This is a genomic window from Paenibacillus sp. J22P90 (assembly GCF_059692195.1).
Map to the genome: position 1 here is coordinate 693,188 of NZ_JCAUAY010000003.1, position 20,058 is coordinate 713,245.

16 protein-coding genes are annotated in these 20,058 nt (G+C 47.4%); 6 read left to right on the forward strand and 10 right to left on the reverse strand.

Annotated elements, in window-relative coordinates; genetic code table 11:
* Positions 1-110 precede the first annotated feature (110 nt).
* Positions 111-2,201 (forward strand): ComEC/Rec2 family competence protein, encoded by a 2,091-nt coding sequence (locus tag AC58UX_RS13250; RefSeq protein WP_497253267.1) that lies wholly within the window; start codon positions 111-113, stop codon positions 2,199-2,201.
* Between the two features lie 77 nt (positions 2,202-2,278).
* Here the strand turns inward: AC58UX_RS13250 and AC58UX_RS13255 are convergent, their stop codons facing one another.
* Both AC58UX_RS13255 and AC58UX_RS13260 read right to left on the reverse strand, forming a co-directional pair.
* Positions 2,279-2,914, reverse strand: a complete 636-nt coding sequence (locus AC58UX_RS13255) for a YdcF family protein (RefSeq protein WP_497253269.1) — start codon at positions 2,912-2,914, stop codon at positions 2,279-2,281.
* A gap of 110 nt (positions 2,915-3,024) precedes the next feature.
* On the reverse strand, positions 3,025-3,822 hold the full coding sequence (locus AC58UX_RS13260; RefSeq protein ID WP_497253271.1) for a DeoR/GlpR family DNA-binding transcription regulator: 798 nt from the start codon (positions 3,820-3,822) through the stop codon (positions 3,025-3,027).
* A 255-nt stretch (positions 3,823-4,077) separates the two neighbouring features.
* Between AC58UX_RS13260 and AC58UX_RS13265 the strand changes: the two genes are divergently transcribed.
* Entirely contained in the window at positions 4,078-4,824 is a 747-nt protein-coding gene (locus AC58UX_RS13265; protein ID WP_497253273.1) for an HAD family hydrolase, read from the forward strand.
* A gap of 676 nt (positions 4,825-5,500) precedes the next feature.
* Here AC58UX_RS13265 and AC58UX_RS13270 read toward each other — a convergent pair.
* Complete coding sequence (locus AC58UX_RS13270) at positions 5,501-6,238, reverse strand: ThuA domain-containing protein (RefSeq protein ID WP_497253275.1); 738 nt, start codon at positions 6,236-6,238, stop codon at positions 5,501-5,503.
* 205 nt (positions 6,239-6,443) lie between these two features.
* Between AC58UX_RS13270 and AC58UX_RS13275 the strand changes: the two genes are divergently transcribed.
* A complete protein-coding gene (locus AC58UX_RS13275; protein WP_497253277.1) occupies positions 6,444-7,358 on the forward strand; it encodes a helix-turn-helix domain-containing protein in 915 nt (304 codons plus the stop codon).
* Between the two features lie 4 nt (positions 7,359-7,362).
* Here the strand turns inward: AC58UX_RS13275 and AC58UX_RS13280 are convergent, their stop codons facing one another.
* Complete coding sequence (locus AC58UX_RS13280) at positions 7,363-8,214, reverse strand: SPL family radical SAM protein (protein ID WP_497253279.1); 852 nt, start codon at positions 8,212-8,214, stop codon at positions 7,363-7,365.
* A 234-nt stretch (positions 8,215-8,448) separates the two neighbouring features.
* Between AC58UX_RS13280 and AC58UX_RS13285 the strand changes: the two genes are divergently transcribed.
* Positions 8,449-10,290, forward strand: coding sequence for an AbfB domain-containing protein (locus AC58UX_RS13285; RefSeq protein ID WP_497253666.1), 1,842 nt, complete (start codon positions 8,449-8,451; stop codon positions 10,288-10,290).
* A gap of 56 nt (positions 10,291-10,346) precedes the next feature.
* Here AC58UX_RS13285 and AC58UX_RS13290 read toward each other — a convergent pair whose 3' ends face one another.
* Positions 10,347-11,474 carry an NADH:flavin oxidoreductase gene (locus AC58UX_RS13290; RefSeq protein WP_497253281.1) on the reverse strand — a complete coding sequence of 376 codons (1,128 nt, stop codon included), beginning with the start codon at positions 11,472-11,474 and terminating at the stop codon, positions 10,347-10,349.
* 125 nt (positions 11,475-11,599) lie between these two features.
* On the opposite strand from AC58UX_RS13290, the gene AC58UX_RS13295 reads away from it, so the two are divergent.
* The gene (locus tag AC58UX_RS13295) at positions 11,600-11,929 is read left to right on the forward strand and encodes an ArsR/SmtB family transcription factor (protein WP_497253283.1); all 330 of its coding nucleotides are present in this window, start codon (positions 11,600-11,602) and stop codon (positions 11,927-11,929) included.
* A 264-nt stretch (positions 11,930-12,193) separates the two neighbouring features.
* The gene (locus AC58UX_RS13300) at positions 12,194-12,802 is read left to right on the forward strand and encodes a hypothetical protein (protein ID WP_497253285.1); all 609 of its coding nucleotides are present in this window, start codon (positions 12,194-12,196) and stop codon (positions 12,800-12,802) included.
* A 229-nt stretch (positions 12,803-13,031) separates the two neighbouring features.
* On the opposite strand, the gene AC58UX_RS13305 is transcribed toward AC58UX_RS13300, so the two are convergent.
* The 5 genes from AC58UX_RS13305 to AC58UX_RS13325 all read right to left on the reverse strand — a co-directional run bounded on the left by AC58UX_RS13305 (position 13,032) and on the right by AC58UX_RS13325 (position 19,840).
* On the reverse strand, positions 13,032-14,654 hold the full coding sequence (locus AC58UX_RS13305) for a response regulator transcription factor (RefSeq protein WP_497253287.1): 1,623 nt from the start codon (positions 14,652-14,654) through the stop codon (positions 13,032-13,034).
* 3 nt (positions 14,655-14,657) lie between these two features.
* Positions 14,658-16,421, reverse strand: coding sequence for a cache domain-containing sensor histidine kinase (locus AC58UX_RS13310; RefSeq protein WP_497253289.1), 1,764 nt, complete (start codon positions 16,419-16,421; stop codon positions 14,658-14,660).
* A gap of 134 nt (positions 16,422-16,555) precedes the next feature.
* A complete protein-coding gene (locus AC58UX_RS13315) occupies positions 16,556-17,902 on the reverse strand; it encodes an ABC transporter substrate-binding protein (RefSeq protein WP_497253291.1) in 1,347 nt (448 codons plus the stop codon).
* Positions 17,903-18,047: 145 nt separating this feature from the next.
* Positions 18,048-18,878, reverse strand: a complete 831-nt coding sequence (locus AC58UX_RS13320) for a carbohydrate ABC transporter permease (RefSeq protein WP_497253293.1) — start codon at positions 18,876-18,878, stop codon at positions 18,048-18,050.
* 17 nt (positions 18,879-18,895) lie between these two features.
* Positions 18,896-19,840 carry a carbohydrate ABC transporter permease gene (locus tag AC58UX_RS13325; protein WP_497253295.1) on the reverse strand — a complete coding sequence of 315 codons (945 nt, stop codon included), beginning with the start codon at positions 19,838-19,840 and terminating at the stop codon, positions 18,896-18,898.
* Positions 19,841-20,058 lie beyond the last annotated feature (218 nt).

A 20,058-nucleotide genomic window follows, 5' to 3' on the forward strand; every position in this document is an offset into this window, starting at 1 on the left:
AAGGGTTACACCCTATCAGCACCACATACTATTCCTTCATCAGGCAGGTGTTCCACTCCCATCATTACAGACTGACTATACAATAAAAAATTGTTTCAGGAGGTTAAGTTATGAGACAACTAGCTTTAAAAATGATAGTAATGTCGGCTTTATTACTCATGAGTTTGGGATTATTCGGCAGTACGCCATCCAGCGCTTCGGTTACCGGGGACTTGAAGGTACATTTTATCGATGTGGACTGCTCGGCGGATGCGATATTCGTTGAGCTGCCAAACGGCAAGAAGATGCTCATAGATGGTGGACATACGGATGATGTCGATCGGGTTAAGTCGTATTTAACAAGCTTAGGCTTTTCGACCGGCTCAACGATCGACTACGTATTCGGCACCCACAGCCATGCCGATCATATAGGCGGTATGGAGGATATCATCAACTCCTATAATGTAGGGGTGTATTACCAGCCAAAGGAGCTCGTTGAAGCATCGACGACAACCGAGGTCAAGAACGCGCTGGCGGCCAAAGGAAAGTCGATCACCCATCCTGTATTGAATTCGAATATATTTAATGTGGATAATGAATTGATTCTGACAGTACTTGGACCAGCTAGAACGAACCCTGTCAGCAGCAATCCAGGCAGTTATTATGAAGATATTAACGATTTCTCTCTAGTGATGAAGCTTACGTACAAGAATAAATCAATCCTTTTTACCGGTGATCAAAGCTTGACGTCCGAGAAGGAGATGACGAATGCTTACAGCACTTCAGTGTTGAAATCGGATGTACTGAAAGTTGGCCACCACGGCTCCAATACATCGACCTCTACGGCATTAGTAAGTGAAGTCGATCCTGAGTTCGCCGTATTCCCTTCCGATGTGGCACGTAACGACGGAAGTGCTAGAGCGCCTTCCAAGACCGTATTGGACCTGCTGTACGGGAACGATACAAAAGTATTCCGGGTCGGAGAGCAGGGCACGATTGTGATGACGACCAACGGTACGACATTGTCTTTCAACAAGTCCGATGTGCCGCTAAACAGCACGTACAGCTATGGCAGTCAGCTTGATGAGAACAAAGCTTTGGGCACAGAAGATTCGGTATTCCCTTCAACGGACTATACGCGGATATTCAACGCCACGTTTGAAAGCGCCAATCCGTTATCCAGCTGGACGATCGAAGAAGGCTTGTTCGACGGCACACAGCTAACCGACGGGTCCAAGGAAGGCGGCAGTGTAACGCTGTATACGAACAGTTCGACCTCCCATTATGCCAAGATAGACCGGAACGGAACCGAATACAATGCATCAGGCGACAGCGCCAAAATTCAAATGAAGCTTAGTCACGATAAACCGTTTATAGGCATTGTACGAGTGGTAGCCAGTCTGTATATATCAGCCATGGCGGACAACCCCGATGCTCTTGCAGGTGAGATGGTCATTATGCAGAAGGACGGAACAAGGCTTGTATATGCTTCCTTCGATTCCACTCACATGTATTTGCGCAATCTTGGCAATTCCAATTATGAAGGCACTAAGGTCGTCGATTTTACCCCAGGCACCTGGTTCACGGTTAAGTTCGACGTCAACACACGGAAAGGCACGTTTCGGACGTACTATAATAACACCCTGATTGATTTCGGAAACAGCGCCGAAAGTTTCGTCAATTACGACCTGAATTTGCTGGACGTCCTGGATGACGCCAACTTCTATGGCATTGCTTTCTCTGCTACGGACGGCAAAATTCATATGTACGTAGACGATGTTCGGGTCTATCTGGAAAACTACCTATTTGAAGACGATTTCGATGATCAAAATTTCACTGGCTGGACTAACAGCGGAGCTGATTTTGCCACGTTGTATACGTTCCTAGGCAGCGCTGCAGCCGTCAGGCTTACGGACAGCGACTCCATCACGAAGTCGCAAAGCACGGCCAACAAGACGAACACCATCGCAGTTGATTATGCCTGGAGAGCGAGCCCTAACATGGCGGCGGACGATCTGATTATCGCCGAATGGTATGACGGGTCGGCATGGCATCAAATCTCGACGATCGACAAGACGGTAGACGAATACAAGTTCGAGACACACTACCTGCCTGCTGGAGCGAGCAACAACGCGAACTTTAAGCTACGATTCAGAGCTAACGGAATTGGGACGTATGCCGGCTTTATTGATAATGTCGATATTCGGGACGTTGCTGATTAAAAGAAAAAACAATCGGTTTCGGACTGCAGACCATTTCGCCTGCCGTTCGAAACCGATTGTTGTTTAAAGCTGTATGATCACTGTGACATTCTGCCGTTTTCTTTCCCCATCATGCTAGGTGTGTCCATACTTAAAGCTTCCTTAATCCACGGCAATGTCATTTTATAATTATGAATTTCTCTGAACGTCAACTTCCATTGGTCCGGAATGAACTGCGGCCAATTGCGCTTCGCATACAGATCAGCCGGAATCTGCAGCGCCTTCATGATGTAGTTCATCCGGCGAATATGGAACGAATTGGACACCAGCACACAGGTGATTATGCCAAGCTGCTGCATTATCAGCTTGCAGTTGACGAGATTATGCACCGTGTTGCGGGAGCGCGACTCCAAGATCATGCGATCTTCCGGTACCCCTTGGCCGAGCAGGTAATCGCGCATAATTTCCGCTTCCGTCGTCGACGATTTGACCGCGCCACCGGACAGCATAATGTACCGGAACTTGTATGTCCGGAACAGCATAAGCGTCGTATCCAGCCTTTCCTTCAGCAGCGGGTGAATCTGATTGTCGTCGCACCGGTAGCCAAGCACGATCAGTGCATCCGCATCGCGGCCTCTCAGCCTGGCGGTATGCATCCATACAAAATAAGCAAGCGGAGCGATTACCATGAGACCTATCACGGTAAACGCTGCCGCAATGAGCCATTGAAGCACCGTCGTCAACCTCCTTTAGCGGTATTTTTACAGGAATAAACTTTCTTCAGACTGCATCCGAGAGGAAGCGTAGCCGTTTATCCAATTTGACATGTGTATTGCCTCATATCCTAAACGAGTACGACGGAAACACCTTTCGCTTGGAGCGCGGCGACATCATCTTCAGGGGAGGATGTTCCTGTAATAATATAGTCGAATTGCTCGACCGGACAAACAAAAGCCGAATACGTCTTGCCGAATTTCGTATGGTCCATGACCAGGACGGATTTGGCGGAGTTTTGCATCATTAATCTTTTGAGTTGTGCGGTGTATAGGTATGGCGTTGTTATTCCATTCTTCGTATGAATGCCGAGCGTGCTCAAGAAACACATCTTAGCGCGAAAATGTGCGATAACCTTCTCGGCAAGCGGAGCAATCGTGCTCTCTGCAGCTTCGATCTCCTTCATATGCCCCCCGCATACAATAACCGTTATTTCCGGATTGGCGCTAAGAATGTATGCCGCTTGTATACTCGTCGTGATGACGGACACGTATGAAAGCTCCGTTATTTTACGGGCGATTTCGAGATTCGTGGTGCCTCCGTCAATAAACACCGTATCCCCCGGTTCGATTAAGGCAACAGCCGCCTGCGCGATTCGCCGCTTTTCCTCGAGCAGAATATCGGAGTCTTGTTCGGTAGGAGCGCCGTGGGAATCGGAAACGGAGGTTGTGGCGCTAACGGGCTCGATGCGGACCGCTCCTCCGCTCACCCGCATAATCATGCCGGTTTCCTGCAAATGAGTTAGATCCCTCCGCACTGTTGCTGGAGACACTCCTAGCTCTGTGCAGAAATGCTCGATCGTTACCTGATCGCTATGTTGATCAATTAAATCCAATATTTGCGCAAGACGCTTATCTCTTTTATCCATCTCGTCTAATTTCCGTCCTCTTTATCAAACTTATGGTATATTCTCCTGAATAGTATACCGTGAATGATCGAAATTTGGAATACAAAATGATTGATGATCATTTTTTTAAAATTTTGTCATTTTATCAATAAAATCAATCAATATATTCATTATTTAATGATTATGTTTGATCATTTTCAACAATTTAATTGAAATAACAAATTCATTTGATATAATTAATCATAATAATGATCAAAACTAAAGGAGTGATGGCGTATGGGTGGCTACAAACTGATCGCATTGGACTTGGATGGAACTACGCTGAATGAAGAGGGGATACTATCGGATGAGAACATCCATTGGATTCAAAAAGCCGATGAGGCCGGTGTCATCGTCATAATCGCCACGGGTCGTGGCAGACAAACAGCGCAGCCCCATCTGGATCGGCTGAAGCTGCAGCACCCGTTCATTGCGATGAATGGGAGCGAAGTATGGCGGCAGCCCGGCGAGCTGCTCGACCGGCAGTTCGTACCGCGAACCTGTATGAATCAGTGCATAGATTTAGCCAGGCAGTATGGTGTCACGTATTTAGGCTATGAGCTGTCACGCGGACTGTGCCGTAATTTCGAGCCTTCCAGTGAGGAAGACAACGAGATGTGGATGAAGTTTTTATTCCACAGCGACGAGCTCGGGAAGCTGGATGAAATCCGCGGTATCATGACCGACTGGTCAGAGGTGGAGGTCAGCAGCTCCTCGGTAAAAAATATTGAGATCACCCCGAAAGGAATCAGCAAAGCAGTGCGCCTTAAAGAAGTATGCGCTCTGCTGCAAATAAGCATGGATGAAGTTATCGCGGTCGGCGACGGCCCGAACGATATTTATATGCTCCAAGCCGCGGGGCTAGGGATCGCTGTCGGCAATGCAATGGAAGAGGTCAAGTTGGCTGCCGATATTACCCTTCCTTACACGAATGGAGATCATGCCGTAGCGAAGGTGATTCAACAGTACGTATTCCAGCAGTAGAACTCGACCGAGTGGCAAAATTGGCGTAAACCAATGCTGATGCTTATTCTGTCACATAGGTAACCGTTCAATTAAAACTCTCCCATCACCAAATGGATTGGCCAGCTGCTTGTAGCTACATACGGCGTTCTGCAAAGCTGCTACTGCTAAAAAGTAGATCTCACCCTCAGGATCAAAGGACTTTTTGAGAAATTCCAAAATCCTCTGCTGCTGTTCCTTCTCCAAAGCTACCTACATTTTTGATTAGATTTATATAAGTGAAATGCAAAATTGCATAGATTGCTCGCCTCACGGTTCCATTTAGTTTCAAAATCTAGCTGTCATTTATGATACGGCTCTCTGCGCATAATCTTAAACTATCCTGGACGTTTAGTTTAATAAAAAGAGCGCTCCCGCGCCTTCGCTTGGGCTTCATCCTCCTTTTTATATTCCATTTCCAATTACCTATTAAAGAACGACCGCGGGTAGTACCTAATTGTTCACATTCAGGGGACTTTCTTGTCGCCAATTTGTTATTGAGGGATATTCTTGTCGAAAAAAAAACGACAAGAATATCCCTCAAACAGAAAAGAACCTTGATTTATCAAGGTTCTTAATAGGGACTTTTATGTCGTTAGACTACAAAAAACGAAAAGCATACCCCCATAACCCCGGAGTATGCTCTGCACTACGTATTTTACGCTTTTACCTTCGCTTTAATCTCTTCCAACGGCTTGTGGTTGCCGTATTTCGGGTACTCACGCGTCGATGGTGCAGCCCACTGAACAGCATTGGAGATCACGCGGCGGATTTGTTCATTGTAGTACGTGCGGTACGTTTCGTGACCTGGACGGAAGTAGAAAATTTTCCCATTCCCACGGTGGAACGTGCAACCGCTGCGGAATACTTCGCCGCCTTCGAACCAGGAAACCATAATCAGCTCGTCTGGTTGCGGGATATCAAAATGCTCGCCGTACATTTCCTCTGCCTCAAGATCAATGTACTCGCCAATGCCTTCCACGATCGGGTGGCCTGGTGCAACAACCCACAGACGTTCTTTCTCATCTGCTTCGCGCCATTTAAGATCACAGGATGTGCCCATGAGCGTTTTGAACACTTTCGAGAAGTGCCCGGAGTGAAGTACGATGAGGCCCATGCCTGCCCAAACACGTTTTTGAACGCGTGCTACGATTTCGTCTTGAACCTCACCATGCGCTTTGTGTCCCCACCAAATCAGGACGTCCGTATTGTTCAAAACCTCTTCCGACAAACCATGCTCGGGATCATCTAATGTTGCATAAGTGACTTGGACGGAACCGCTCAAGCCCTCGCCAATTGCCGTGTGGATACCTTGCGGGTAGGCCGCGCGAACTTTTTCATTTTCTTTTTCATGACGATGCTCGTTCCAAACGGTTACATTTAATGTTCTGCTCATTATTCGTGCCTCCAAGATAGCGTATTCATTCTTACTTCTGAGTATAGGTTTTCCTAAGCGCCAAGGAAAGGCAGAATTGTGCCAAGTTCCTATGCAATAGTGTCATCCCATGCCTTGCAATGTTATACTGAAGGGGATAAACACTTACAATCCTTAATCTTTTTCCTATTGAAAAATGTCCAGCCCTAGTGAGGTATTCTTACCTATGAACCCTGCTCTTAGTCCCGCCAACTTAAATGAAATTCGAAATGAAGAAGTCGTGTACCAGAACCCGCTTCTTTTCTTAAAAATATGGGAAATCAAACATGACTACCCCCAATGCGATTTGCCTGATCCTTGGACTTGGCATTGGCATAAGCAGGTGGAGTTTCTCGTCGTGACCCAAGGGCAACTCGCCATCCAAACCATGGATGCCTATACGATCATGGAGGCTGGAGATGTCATGCTGCTCGGCTCCTCCCAGCCTCATCGCACACATAAATACTCGGAAGAGCCGCTGCATCAAATTGTATTTCAAATTGATCTTACGCAGCATTTTGACCTGAGTACGCTCGCTTATTTGCATTTATTTTCAGAGCTGACGCATTCGCTTGAGCCTTTTAATGCACTTTTCCGATCGAAGCCTGCCGTCAGAGCAAGTGCTTACCAGCTCATTCTGCAAATTTATGAGGAATCACAATCTCGGAAGCTTGGCTATGAGCTTGCCATAGTCGCTGCCATCAAGCACCTGCTGCTGCTTTTGCTGCGAAACGACACCCGTGATCTGGCAGGGCTGACGGAGGATTCCGGTATCTCACGCCTGCGGCCAGCACTGAACTATATCGACGAGCACTTAACAGAGCGAATTACCGTCGAAGATGTGTGCCGTATTTTGAATTTGAGCTATCATTACTTTATTAAGTATTTTAAAAAAGTGATGGGGTTATCCTTCATTGATTATGTTAATTACAAACGTATCAAAAAAGCCGAGCGCCTCCTGCTCACAGGGGATCTCAGCATGATGGAAATCAGTTATGAAGCCGGCATTCAAAACATGGCTCAATTCTACAAGCTATTCAAGCGTTATAACCAGTGCTCTCCGAAGGAGTTTAAGCAGCGGCTGCGCGAAAAGACGGTCTGAAGGGCTAGCCAGGAAGAAATCCCTCCTGGCTGATGAAAACACGCTCCTGCTGAAAATGCCGCAGGAGCTGTTCGTGCACGCGCCGATACGCATCCCGACTGTACCAGTCGGTCAGCCCCAGCGCGTCGTAGATCTTACGCACGCCGATACGCTCCGTGCGCCTGCCTCCAGCCCCATCGCCCATGAAATAATCGTCGATGCACACCCGATCCACGATGCCAGCCAGCCGCTCGGCGAAGCCATCCGAGCTTGGCAGCACTGGCGCTATCGTGGCCTGCACGGGAATCCCGCGAGTGGCGAGCTCGCGAAGTGCTTCTAGCCGCGCCGCAATCGGTGGCGCGGCTGGTGTGAACGCGCGACGGACATCCTCGCGGTCCGTCTCCACCGTCATGCTGACTCGCACGCGCTCGCCGAGCAGCTGCAGCAGGTCCGCATCCCGCGTCACGAGCGGGCTGCGGGTTTGCACGAACAGGAAGTCCGGCTGCAGCACGGACATCACCTCAAGGAGCGCGCGGGTGAGCCGCTCCTTGTATTCGATCGGCTGATACGGGTCCGTCGCCGAAGAGAAGAAGATCGTGACGGGCCCTTTGCTTTTGGCCCGTGCCAGCTCTTTGGCGAGAAGCGCTGGCGCGTTCTCTTTCACGTCAACCCAGCTGCCCCAGGCTTCGCTGCGGAACAAAGCTACTGGCATCTGCCGCACGTAGCAATACGAGCAAGCGAATGCACAGCCCGTGTACGGGTTTAGCGTATGTGTATATCCTTCAAGAAAGCCACTCGCTTTCGTCAACAACTGCTTCGATTGCTTGCGCTGCACAGTGACCATGGACAGCCCCTCCTTTTGCTCTACTACGATCATTAACCGATCTCCCCCTCATCATATCAGTTATTTATAGGTACCTGCACAAACTTCATACACCGCTCCGCAACATTGTTCATGAATATCATTTTCGTTCAGTTGTAAACGCTTACAAATGGCCATACGATGTAGTGTAGACCCGAGCTCAGCGAAAGCTGAATAACGGTCATCCCACTCATTGAAGGAGGAAATTAACGAATGAATATCTACACAAGACGTACGCTCACCGCTCTGATGTATGCTTTGTTGGCTGCCTTGTTTTTGGCTCTTGTCCCGCATCAAGCAAGTGCGGCAAGTGTCACCATCTCGAATGGCTCTGACTGGACCGATACGGCGGGCAATGAGATTCAGGCGAGAAGCGGCAATATTTTAAAAGTAGGATCGACGTATTACTGGTATGGCGAGCATGCGGTGAGCGGAACGTTTGATAGTGTAAATGTGTATACCTCAACCGATCTCAAAAACTGGACCTTCAGCAACGCCATCCTCACGAAAAATTCAGCCACCGAGTTAAACTCGAGTAAAATCGAGCGTCCGAAAGTCATTTATAATGCCACTACAGGCATGTATGTCCTATGGGCACATTACGAAAATGGCACCGATTATAGCTTGGGACGCGTGGCTGTTGCTACAAGCTCTACACCGAACGGAAACTTCACCTACCAAGGCAGCTTCCGCCCGCTGAACTATGAATCCCGTGATATGACGGTGTTCGCTGACTCCAATGGTTCCGCCTACCTCGTGACGGCTTCCCGCAAAAACGGCGGCGCCAACGACACGATGGCGATTTTCCAACTGAATTCCAGCTATACTAACGTTTCAACTTTTGTTGGCTGGATTTTCGAGAACGGCTATCGCGAAGCACCTGCTGTTGTGAAAAAGAACAACACCTACTACCTATTCACCTCACAAGCCTCTGGCTGGTATCCGAATCAAGGAGCTTACGCGACGGCTACTTCAATGACTGGAACATGGTCTGCGCTTTCGCCATTCGGGGATCCTGCAGCTTACGCCACGCAAATCGAGAATATTATGACGGTCACTGGCAGCTCGACGACTAGCTACATCTATATGGCTGACCGTTGGAATCCGCTTAACTTGAGCGACCACAAATACATTTGGCTGCCGCTGACCCTGAATGATACGAGCGCTTCCGCTACGTTGAACTGGTACAGCTCTTGGAGCATTGACGCCGTAACTGGCACTGTCACACTACCAACGCACGTGAATCACGCCACAGGCAAAACCGCCACTGCAAGCTCAACCGCAGCCAGCTCTTCCGCTGCTAATGCGCTTGACGGCAATGCCCAAAGCTCGTGGGCTGCTTCCAGCGCTACATGGCCTGCGTGGTGGCAGGTCGATTTCGGAGCACCGAAGACGATTACCGAGGTCGATATCTCTTGGTTTTTATATAAAGGCTCGGAAGGCTATCACAAATATAAAATCGAGATCAGCAACGACGGCGTCAACTACGCCACGATCGATCGCACGACGAATACGGCTTATGGTTTTACAACCGATAAGGTACACTTTACGGCAAGGTATGTACGGATTAATCTTGTAAATGCTGTGCTTTTCAACAATCCTTCTAACTGGTATACGCCAACCTTATACGAGGTTCGTCTCTTCGGACCATCGACGGCCGATGCCACAGGCTACAGTAAATTTGCGTCGCACAACTTCCCAACGTACTTCGTACGCCACTCTAACTACACACTGCGGATCGATCCTAACGTGTCGCCTGCTCTGGACTCTCAATTCCGCGTGGTGCCAGGTTTAGCGAATGCCTCAAGTGTGTCGCTGGAGTCGATCAATTTCCCAGGCTATTTTATCCGGAAAAACGCCAGCAACCAGATCGTCCTTGCCCAATTTGATGGGACGACAGCTTTTAATCAAGATGCGACCTTCAACCTCGTTGCCGGATGGGCGGACAGCAGCAAAGTTTCGTTCCAATCCTACAGCGCGCCTACCTACTACATCCGCCATTATAATTATGTGCTGAGGGTCGAGGTTATTAATGCTTCTAGCACGGCAACTGTGAAGAGTGATGCGACGTTTGCGCGTACGAATTACTGAGTTGTGGTACAAGAAGAAGCTGCCTTCTAATGGGCAGCTTCTTTTGTATTATGGGATTAGTACAACCGTCCTAGCGCATCAGGAGTAAACGGCAGTAATTCATTGAAACGTCCATTGCGGACCTTGTCAGCCCAAGCAGGGTCAACTAATAGTGCGCGTCCTACGGCGACGAGGTCGAATTCATTTTGCTCTAGGCGAACGAGCAGCTCGTTGATGTCGGCTGTCCCTGCGCTTTTTCCACGGAAGGAGCCCATGAACTCATCATCTAGACTGACCGATCCTACAGTAATCGTCGGCTTGCCTGTTAATTTTTTCACCCAGCCTGCAAAATTAAGGGTAGATCCTTCGAACTCGGGTTCCCAGAACCTGCGGGTCGAGCAGTGGAAAATATCCACACCAGCTTCAACGAGCGGAGTGAGCAGTTGTTCCAGCAGCTCAGGCGTTGCGGCAAGTTTCGCTGTATACTCGGCAGATTTCCATTGCGACAGCCTAATCATAATCGGAAAATCAGGCCCTACTGCTGCGCGGCAAGCTTCAATAATCTCCACGGCAAAACGCGTGCGAGCCAGCAAACTGCCACCGTATTTATCCGTGCGTTGATTCGTTTTCTCCCATAGGAACTGATCGATTAAGTAACCGTGGGCGCCATGCAGCTCGATGCCGTCAAAGCCGATCCGTTTCGCATCCCCTGCCGCTTGCGCGAAAGCTTGCACAACTTGATCGATGTCGGCCTGCGTCATCGGCTCGTTCACTTTTTCGCCCGTTAACGTGAGGCCTGACGGTCCAATGGATGGCGCTTCTGGGTGCGGAAGCGATCCGTTTTTGCGGGTCATCCCGATATGCCAAAGCTGCGGCATGATCTTTCCTCCCGCTTCATGCACCGCATCGACCACGCGTTTCCAGCCTGCGAGCGCCTCTTCGCCATGGAAGTTAGGGACGCTGGGAGTATCCGTTGCCGCTGGGTGATTGATCAGCGTACCTTCGGTAATAATAAGACCAACACCATTCTCCGCGCGGCGGCGGTAGTAGTCCACCACGTCTTGCCCAGGGACACCATTTGGCGAGAAAGCTCGCGTCATCGGTGCCATCACGACTCGATTGGCTAAGTTAAGATTTCCTAGTGTAAAAGGCTTGAACAACGCCTCAGCAGCGTTTGTTTCTTGATTTGTATGGGAATTTGTCATGGTTGTTCCTCCACTCCATGGTTTTATATATCTAGTTTGTAAGTTCGATTATTATCGAACAATAGAAATATAACATGGAGTATGTTAAAATGCAATCACTACGCTTTTAACGAGGAGGAAACATCATGAAAGTACTATTTCACCCGGACAAAAAAGATATGCACCTCTCGTCCGTCCTCTATGCGTTAAGCGATCCTGTTCGGTTATCTATCATCTCTGAAATCTGTAAATTAGGGGAATGCACCTGCGGTGGCATTGAGGTCCCCATCGTGAAATCAACGATGTCCCACCATGTGCGCACGATGCGTGAAGCAGGAGTAGTGCACGTCCGCGTACAGGGGACCCAGCGCTTTTTGTCCTTGCGGAAGGCTGATTTGGAGGAGCGGTTCCCGGGTTTGTTGACTGCGATTTTGAGTGCTTACGAGGGGTCTGAGGGGCATAAGGTGTCGGAATGACCAACAATCAATCCTAATCATTAAAAGAGATGGCCACAACGGGCCATCTCTTTTTGCAAGTTATTTTACCTATAACTACTGACTCACAGCTTCCTTACGGAGGGTTTCACATATTACTAAACGATTCCGTTCCCAGTAAGGAACGTCAGAATGAAAGGCTGCTCCGCCCCCAGACTGATGAACCGCAACTTTTTCCAATTTTTATCGTTTTAATGAGAGTACTTCCATAAAATGTAGATTAAATCAAAGATAGCGAGGGAGAAAATGAAGAAGCTAAAGAGGCTATTCGTTGTAGGCGCTGTTTTTGTAACGCTGATTACCCTGTTTTGTTTATTTAACGGTTATCACTTAACCCCAACTAGCACGCTGCCAGGAAAAGTTCAAATCGTCATGTCCAACGATACGGTATATGGAAAAGCAGTGCTATATGAAGATGTGGCTACTCATACATTTGGTGTTGCTCAAGTAGAGCGATGTTTGGGGGTCTTTTATCGATTTGATGGAGGTTCGAGTAGTCATTTCATGGAAGAAGGCAAACCCTTTCTAGCGACGGGAATAGCAAAGGGGGCAAAATCGGAAGACAGCTTTCTCGTAGGGGTGAGAACTGCACCCGAATCCGCGATTAGCTATGTCGTGCTGGGGAATCACATGCAAGGATTAACCCCATTAGTTCCATACAAATTGACTTTGGATGATGTGAAAGCAAACCCTGATCATTACCACATGGCTGCGGTTAGCAACAATTATGCTTTTTTCGTAGTTGATGAATACACAGAGGCTAATTGGACGATCCGTGCCTTTGATAGGGACGGCAACTTAATTGCCGATAAGTTATCTGGAGCGGAGATTCGGTGGATGAAACCAAGGAAGTAACGCATGTTCAATTCCCGCCGTCAGAAATGCGAAAGTGCAACCTTTTTCATCCTATAACGAGCAAAAATGGGAAATTGATGCGAAAAGGCAACTATTTTAGCCTCAAATGAGGATTAGCCCCCATTTTAGCCAAAATAACTGCCTATTTGCATCTTTGCCCCTCCAAAGGGCGAAAAAAAACAAAAAAACTGCACTTTTGCAGTTTTCAGTGTTGATAACGCTCCCCGGCCTAATTCCCCTTCGTCTGCCCCCGATACGCATTCGGCACAAAGCCCGTATGCGCCTTGAACAGCTTGCCGAAGTAGTTCTTATTCTCGTAGCCGAGCATGTCGGAGATTTGTTCCACGCTTTTGTCGGTGATTTCCAGCAGCTCCTTCGCTTTCTCCATCTTCATCCGCGTGACGTACTCGATGAAATTCTCACCAGTTTCCCGCTTGAACAAGCGGCTCAAATAGCTCGGATGCAGATGCAGATGTGCCGCGGCGTCCTCGAGTGATATTTTCGTATCCAAATGGCTGTACACGAATCGCTGACACTCCAGAATTTCACGATTATGCGACTCTCTGTACACTTGTCCCGCCCATTGAATGGCTTGGTGCAAATAGTCCTTGAGCCATAGCTCCAATTCGCGGATGGAAGACAGTTCGTGCACATCGTGGTGCAGCAGCTCCGAGGAAAACGTCGATTGATAATGTTGCAGCGACTTGAGGCGCATCCGCACGTCGAGGATCATTTTCAGCAGCCAATCCTTGACCTCCAAAGGGCGGAATCGATTGTACTGGATGAAATCGACCCATTTCGAGACGAACGACTCAATCCCCTCCGCGCGCTCATCGAAAACCACGTTGCGGAACTCGTCCAGCGCCTGCGCGTACTGCGCCAGCAGCTCCCCGCCATCACCGAAGCCATAGCGCATATGCTCAAGCTTTGTGATCGAGGATTCTGGCATATAGAATCGAATCGGCTTCGCTTCCACCATGCGAATTAACTGATCCTTCAATGCCCGAACATCCTTCACAGGCGTACCGGTGATGAATGAAAACGATATTTTTGCATACTTCTGCAGGCACGTCTGCAGCTGTCGCAGTGTCTGCTCCATCTTCTGGCTATTATTCACATGCAGCTCAGAAAAATGAGGAAATAACAGCACAATTTCGCCTGTATCGTACGTGAATAGGATCACTTCTTTTTGATCAACGAGAAGCTCTTCGACAATATTCTGAATCGTGTACTCGAACAAATCTGTCGATTGAAATCGACTGTTCGCTTCTTTCACCCGATTGGCGTAGCCGAATACAGGCAGCACCGCATGCTTCGTAAGCTGGATCCCGAAGTCCTCCGCTTTGGCACTCCACTCCACGGCATCGAACAAGGGCTCATTCACTGTGCTGCGTATAAATTGGCGTTTCGACGCTCCGCGCTGCTGAGAAACTTCTTTCTCGAGCTTACGGCTCTTCGACTGCTGCCGATCCTCCGCATCCAACTGTTCCTTGAGCCTGACCAGCACCTCGGTAATATTACTGACATTCATCGTTTCCTTCAATATATATTCACTCACCGAAAGCTTAACCGCAGCCTGAGCGTAGTGGAATTCGTCGTGGCAGGAAAGAATGACAGCCTTCAAGTTCGGATCCTCCTGACGGAGGGACTTGATCAGCTCCAGCCCATTGATCTCCGGCATCCCGATATCGCTGATCAGCACATCTGTCTTGGCTTGCTGCCCGGCCTTCAAGGCTTCCACCGGATTCGCATAAACGCCAGTCAAATGATAGCCGAGATCCTCCCATTTGATCGTCGTTTTCAAAAATTCAAGAACAGGGATATCATCATCTACAATCATGACGGTGTACATAGGTCACACCTCCTTCTCAGGTTGCTGTGGAAAACGTAGAATGATCTGAGTTCCATGACCAAGCGTGCTTTCAATGTCGTAATCAAATCGATGTCCATAGATCATGCGTAGGCGCTCAAAAACATTATGCAAACCAATACCTGATAAGGTTGGACTGCTTGCTTCTTCCTCAACAACCATCGTTGGCGCAGCCTCCAAGTGATGGCGAAGCTCTAACAGTCGCTCTGGCGTCATCCCAACACCGGAATCCTGGATCTCCACTTGCAGCCGATCATCCTCTGCAATTCGGGAACTGATCGTAATTTCACCTGCTTTACTTTTAAGCCCATGAATATACGCGTTCTCAATGAGAGGTTGTAATAGGAACCGCGGGATTTGAATAAGCAAGGTGTCCGAAGCCGCGAATACCCGAAGGACAACCCGATCTCCATGCCTCGAGTTCAAAAGACGTACGTAATGCTCGTTAATGCCGATCTCTTCATGGAGCGTGATATACGCGTTATTTCGATTGATGGTCATCCGTAGCAAAGCGGACAATGAGGAGATCAGCTCCGCATTTTCCTCGTCGCCCTTCATCATGATTTTCAACCGAATCGAGTTCAACACGTTAAAAAGAAAATGCGGATTAATCTGCGCCTGCAGCATCGCCAGCTCTGCCTTGCGCTTGAGCTCCTGCTCTCGCTTATTCTCAAAGAGCGTCAGCTCGATGCGATCAATCATGCGGTCAAAAACATACCCCAGTCGTCCGACTTCATCCCCGCCGCTAATATTAGAACGTTCACTCAACTGACCGGATTCAATGCGGACTACCGTTTGTACAAGCCTTGCGATAGGCTTTGTTAGCGATCCTACGACATAAAGAAGCACAACTGCAAACAGCATCAGAAATACCAATTGAATCGCGAAATCTGTCTTACGAAACGATTCAATTTGCTGGGCTGCTGCCTTATATGGTGTCATGTTCACAAGCCTCCACTCCGGCGTGACTTGCGCACTCTGCAATATATATTCTTCACCGGCTACCTTCACGAAGGAAGAACCCTCTTCTGCAGGAAGTTGATCATAATAGGCGAAAGGCTTTCCGATCTGACTTGAATCCTTGTCTACCAAAATTTTACCGTGTGCATCTATGATAACCATCGATTCTTTATCTTCATACTGTGCAAATAATTTCTGGAGAACACTCGTTTCGAGACCCACAATGACATACCCATACGTTGCACCATTGAGACGAAGTGGCTTAACAGCTTCTAACAGATAGGATTTTGAGGACTGCTGACTATAATTAAGCTCAGCTCCAATCCAATTCACACTGTAGCCATTAGACTGCATGACATCACGCATCCACGCTTTCTCAAAAAAGGATTTCGGCTCAAAATTAGTCGTCATGTAGGTCGCGTAATACTGCCCGTTCGGAAGAAGTAACGTTACTACTAAATTCTCCAACGGACGAATGAAAGTATCGATTCGATTTTCTATCGTTATCTTACTGATATATAGATCTCCAATGGAGGTTGTTTCATCCGCATGACTTAAGTTCAATATGGGTTCCCGCAGATCCACATCAAATTGAACGAAATTTATCATATTCAACATATTCTTCAATTGTCCAGTTACTATCTGATTTGCAATACGCATCGATTGTCGCGCATTATCCGCCACCTGCGATCGAACCGCATCCCTAGTAAACAAACTCGACACATTCATCGACACTATCGATGGCAAGACCAGACATATTAAAATCGTGAGTACTAATTTATTACGCAATGATAAAGCTCGAAACCAATTTAGCAAAGAGGGGCCCTTCCCTTCCCGTTGAAAATGGGAAAAAGAGGGGCCACCAGGGCCTCCTCTTGCTTCCTCAACTCATTATAACAGCAAAGCATGGAAATCGTTACCGATTACTTCGCGTTGCTCTTTCTGATGTCTTCAATTTTAGCTTTAGCTGTTGAGATCGTTTTCTCCAGATCTTGCTTGCCAGTCAAGAACAACTCAACTTGCGTCAAGTATTCTTTCTCTTGTTGCAATGCGTATGTTGGAGGAACAACCAATTTCGTAGCTTTGTTAACTTTCAAAGTAGATAGCAAGGAAGCTTTGTCGATTTTAGCTACAACTTCTGGCTTGCCGCTTGCTAGGATCGCGTCTACGTTTTTATTAATGTCCGCTTTCTTCCAACCGGAGAAGAACAGACCTTGCGTTTGAATACCTTCTGTCGTGTACCATTTCACGAAGTCATAAGCAGCTTGCTTGTTCTTGGAGTTTGCAGCAACGCCCATGAAGTCAGCTCCAACTTCTGTTAGACCGTTTGCATCTTTTGCATCATATTTCGGATATGGCGCAAATACCGTGTTGAACTTCGCGTTTTGGGAAAGCTCGCCAACCATCCAGTTACCTGTTGCTAGCATAGCTGTTTTACCTGCGTAGAATACGTCACGGTAAGCCATTTTTTGCGAAACAACTTCGAAGTAAGGAACCGATGATTTATCGACGTTTTCCATTTGGTTACGTAGGTTCAAGGAGAAACGAACCTGCGGGTTGTCGATGTTCTCAGTACCATCGGATTTAACTAGGTACGGGTTATCCATGTTGTTGTTCAAACCAAGAAGCGCGTAGTCTTTCCAGTTGTGGAAGTAGGAACCGTATTGTTTCGCTGCACCTTCACCAGAAGTCAATTTTTTTGCATATTCCGCATAGTCATTCCAAGTCCATTCTGTTGGAACAGGAAGCTTAGCAGCATCTAATTTGTCTTTGTTCAAAAGAACGAACCACTCGATCATTTTACCAGGCAAAGCGTAGTATTTCCCGTTAACAACTGGATCAAGTTTGTACTCGTCTTTAACAACGATATTGTCTTTTTTCAAGTATGCATCAAGCGGCTCAAGAATGCCTGCACCTACACGTTGTGCAAAGTCAGAAGCGCTGGAGTACATAACTACGTCCATTTGCTCGCCGGAAGCAGCTAGTAGATCAAGCTTTTTCATCCCTTCTTGGGAATCGCCTTTCTCGGACATGCTCTCGTAAACAACTTTTACGTTCGGGTGAGTAGCGTTGTAAGCTTCAACTGTTTTGTTCCAGTTACCTTGCGCTTCTGTGTACCATGCTTGTACTTTAATCGTTACAGGCGCTTTCGTTGATGCTGTGCTGCCTGGCGTTGTTGATGCTGCGTTATCTTCACTTTTACTTCCGCAACCTGCAAGTGCAGTACTAATTGCTAGAACACCACTTAATACGAGTAAACTCTTTTTCATATGAACCCCTCCAAGAATATATTTGTATGATGTGCGTTAACTGAAAACCTTTACATGACGAATCGTAACAAACTTGCTGGGAGCACACGAGGCAATATTTTAACCTCATGCACTCTTATTTTGACATTTTGCCTGCCTAGTTCGATTAACCCTTCACACCGCCTGCGGAAATACCTTCGATAACTTGCTTCTGACCAAGGATGAAAATGATCAACAAAGGCAAGATCGCAGACACGGATGCTGCCATGATGAGGGAGTAAAATTCGCCGTTAAGATCGGCAAATGAGTGAATGCCAAGCGGAAGCGTGAATAACGTCTTGTCTCTTAAGAAAATAAGCGGGTTCTGGTAATCATTCCACGTCCAGATAAAGCGCAGGATCGCATACGTTGCAATCGCGGGACGAACAAGCGGTGTACAGATGGTCCAGAAGATACGCGCATGACCTGCACCATCAATCCGTGCTGATTCCATGTACTCATCATGAATACCTAGATAGAACTGACGCAGCATGAACGTACCTAGTACGCTGAAAGAGCCCAGAAGGACAAGTCCCATATGCGTGTCGTACAGGTGCATCCAGCGAAGTAAAAGGAATTGCGGCACAAGAATTGCCTGACTAGGGACCATATAAATGATAAGAACGATAACGAAGATAACGCTGGAGCCCCGGAACTTGATTTTAGAAAAAGCGTAAGCTGCCATTGATGAAAAGAGAACGGATAATGCCGTCGTAATCACGGATACTTTAATGGAGTTCCAGTAGTATAAAGGGAATTTCGACTTTGTCCAAACGGTATTAAAATTTTCAACAAGATTCCAATGCTTCGGTATCCACTGAATCGGGAAAATAAACACATCTGCTTCAGGCTTCATGGAGGCTGAGATCATCCATAGGAATGGCGACATGAACAGGATGCCGAAAGCGAACATCACGATCGTTACTATTATTTTTTTCAAACTTTTATTCTTGTCCATGGGTTATTCCTCCATTCTTAGTAGTTGACCCATCTACGTTGGCCAAACCATTGAATTAGCGTAATCAAGAGAACTAGAATTAGCAGCACAATCGCCATCGCCGAAGCATAACCGGATTGCAGATTGATAAAGGCTGCTTCGTATAGGTGATACACCACGACACTCGTTGAATTCGCAGGGCCACCATTGGTAAGAACAGAAATGACATCAAACGCTTTAAATGTTCCAATAATCCCGGATACGAGAAGGAAGAACGTTGTTGGTGACAATAAAGGTATTGTAAGACTGTAGAATTGCTTGAATTTGGACGCGCCATCAATATCCGCCGCTTCATATAGATCCTTCGGAATGGATTGCAGACCCGCCATAAAAATAATCATGTTATACCCAATACTGATCCAAACCATGAGTCCCATCACGCAATACAACGCGACGTCAGGATCAGCCAGCCATTTCGGCGGATTCGCAAAGCCCCAGTCCATCAATATCTGGTTAATTGGCCCGTACGTTGGGTGGAACAACACTTGGAATACGATGGCTACCGCAACTACACTTGAAATGTAAGGAATGAAATAGACGATTTTGAAAAAACCTTTAAAATAAACTTGCTTATCAATTAGTACGGCTAATACTAAGGAAATAATGAGCGTTAACGGAACAACGATCATCAGGATCATGTTATTTTTAAGGGAAAGTAGAAAGACGCTATCATGAAAGAGCTTGATAAAGTTGTCCAACCCGAGAAATTTCACCTTGGAAAACCCAGCAACGAAGTTCCAATTCGTGAAGCTTAGGATGAACGATGCGATAATCGGAAATAGCGTAAATACCAATAAGCCAAGTAACATGGGACTTGCAAATGCGTATCCGGCCAAATCCTCTCGAATTTGCCGCTTCGACCGTTTCGGCTTCACTTTCGTTGTTGAGATCGTGCCAGCCTGTGATTGTATATGGTTAGCCATGAAATTCACCCCATGTCGTGTTTTCTATAGTCTACCTTGTGAGCGTTTCATGGATAAGTCACAGAATTGACCCATTCGAGTAATATTTTAACCTCGGGGGCTGTTTTGTATTAGAAAAAGGGACGGATGCGGCTTAGAAAGAGCCAAAGATGCCACTTCTGTTGGCGAGTTAGTCGATAAATCAAAAAACCAGAAAGCCACAGGCTCTCTGGTCATCC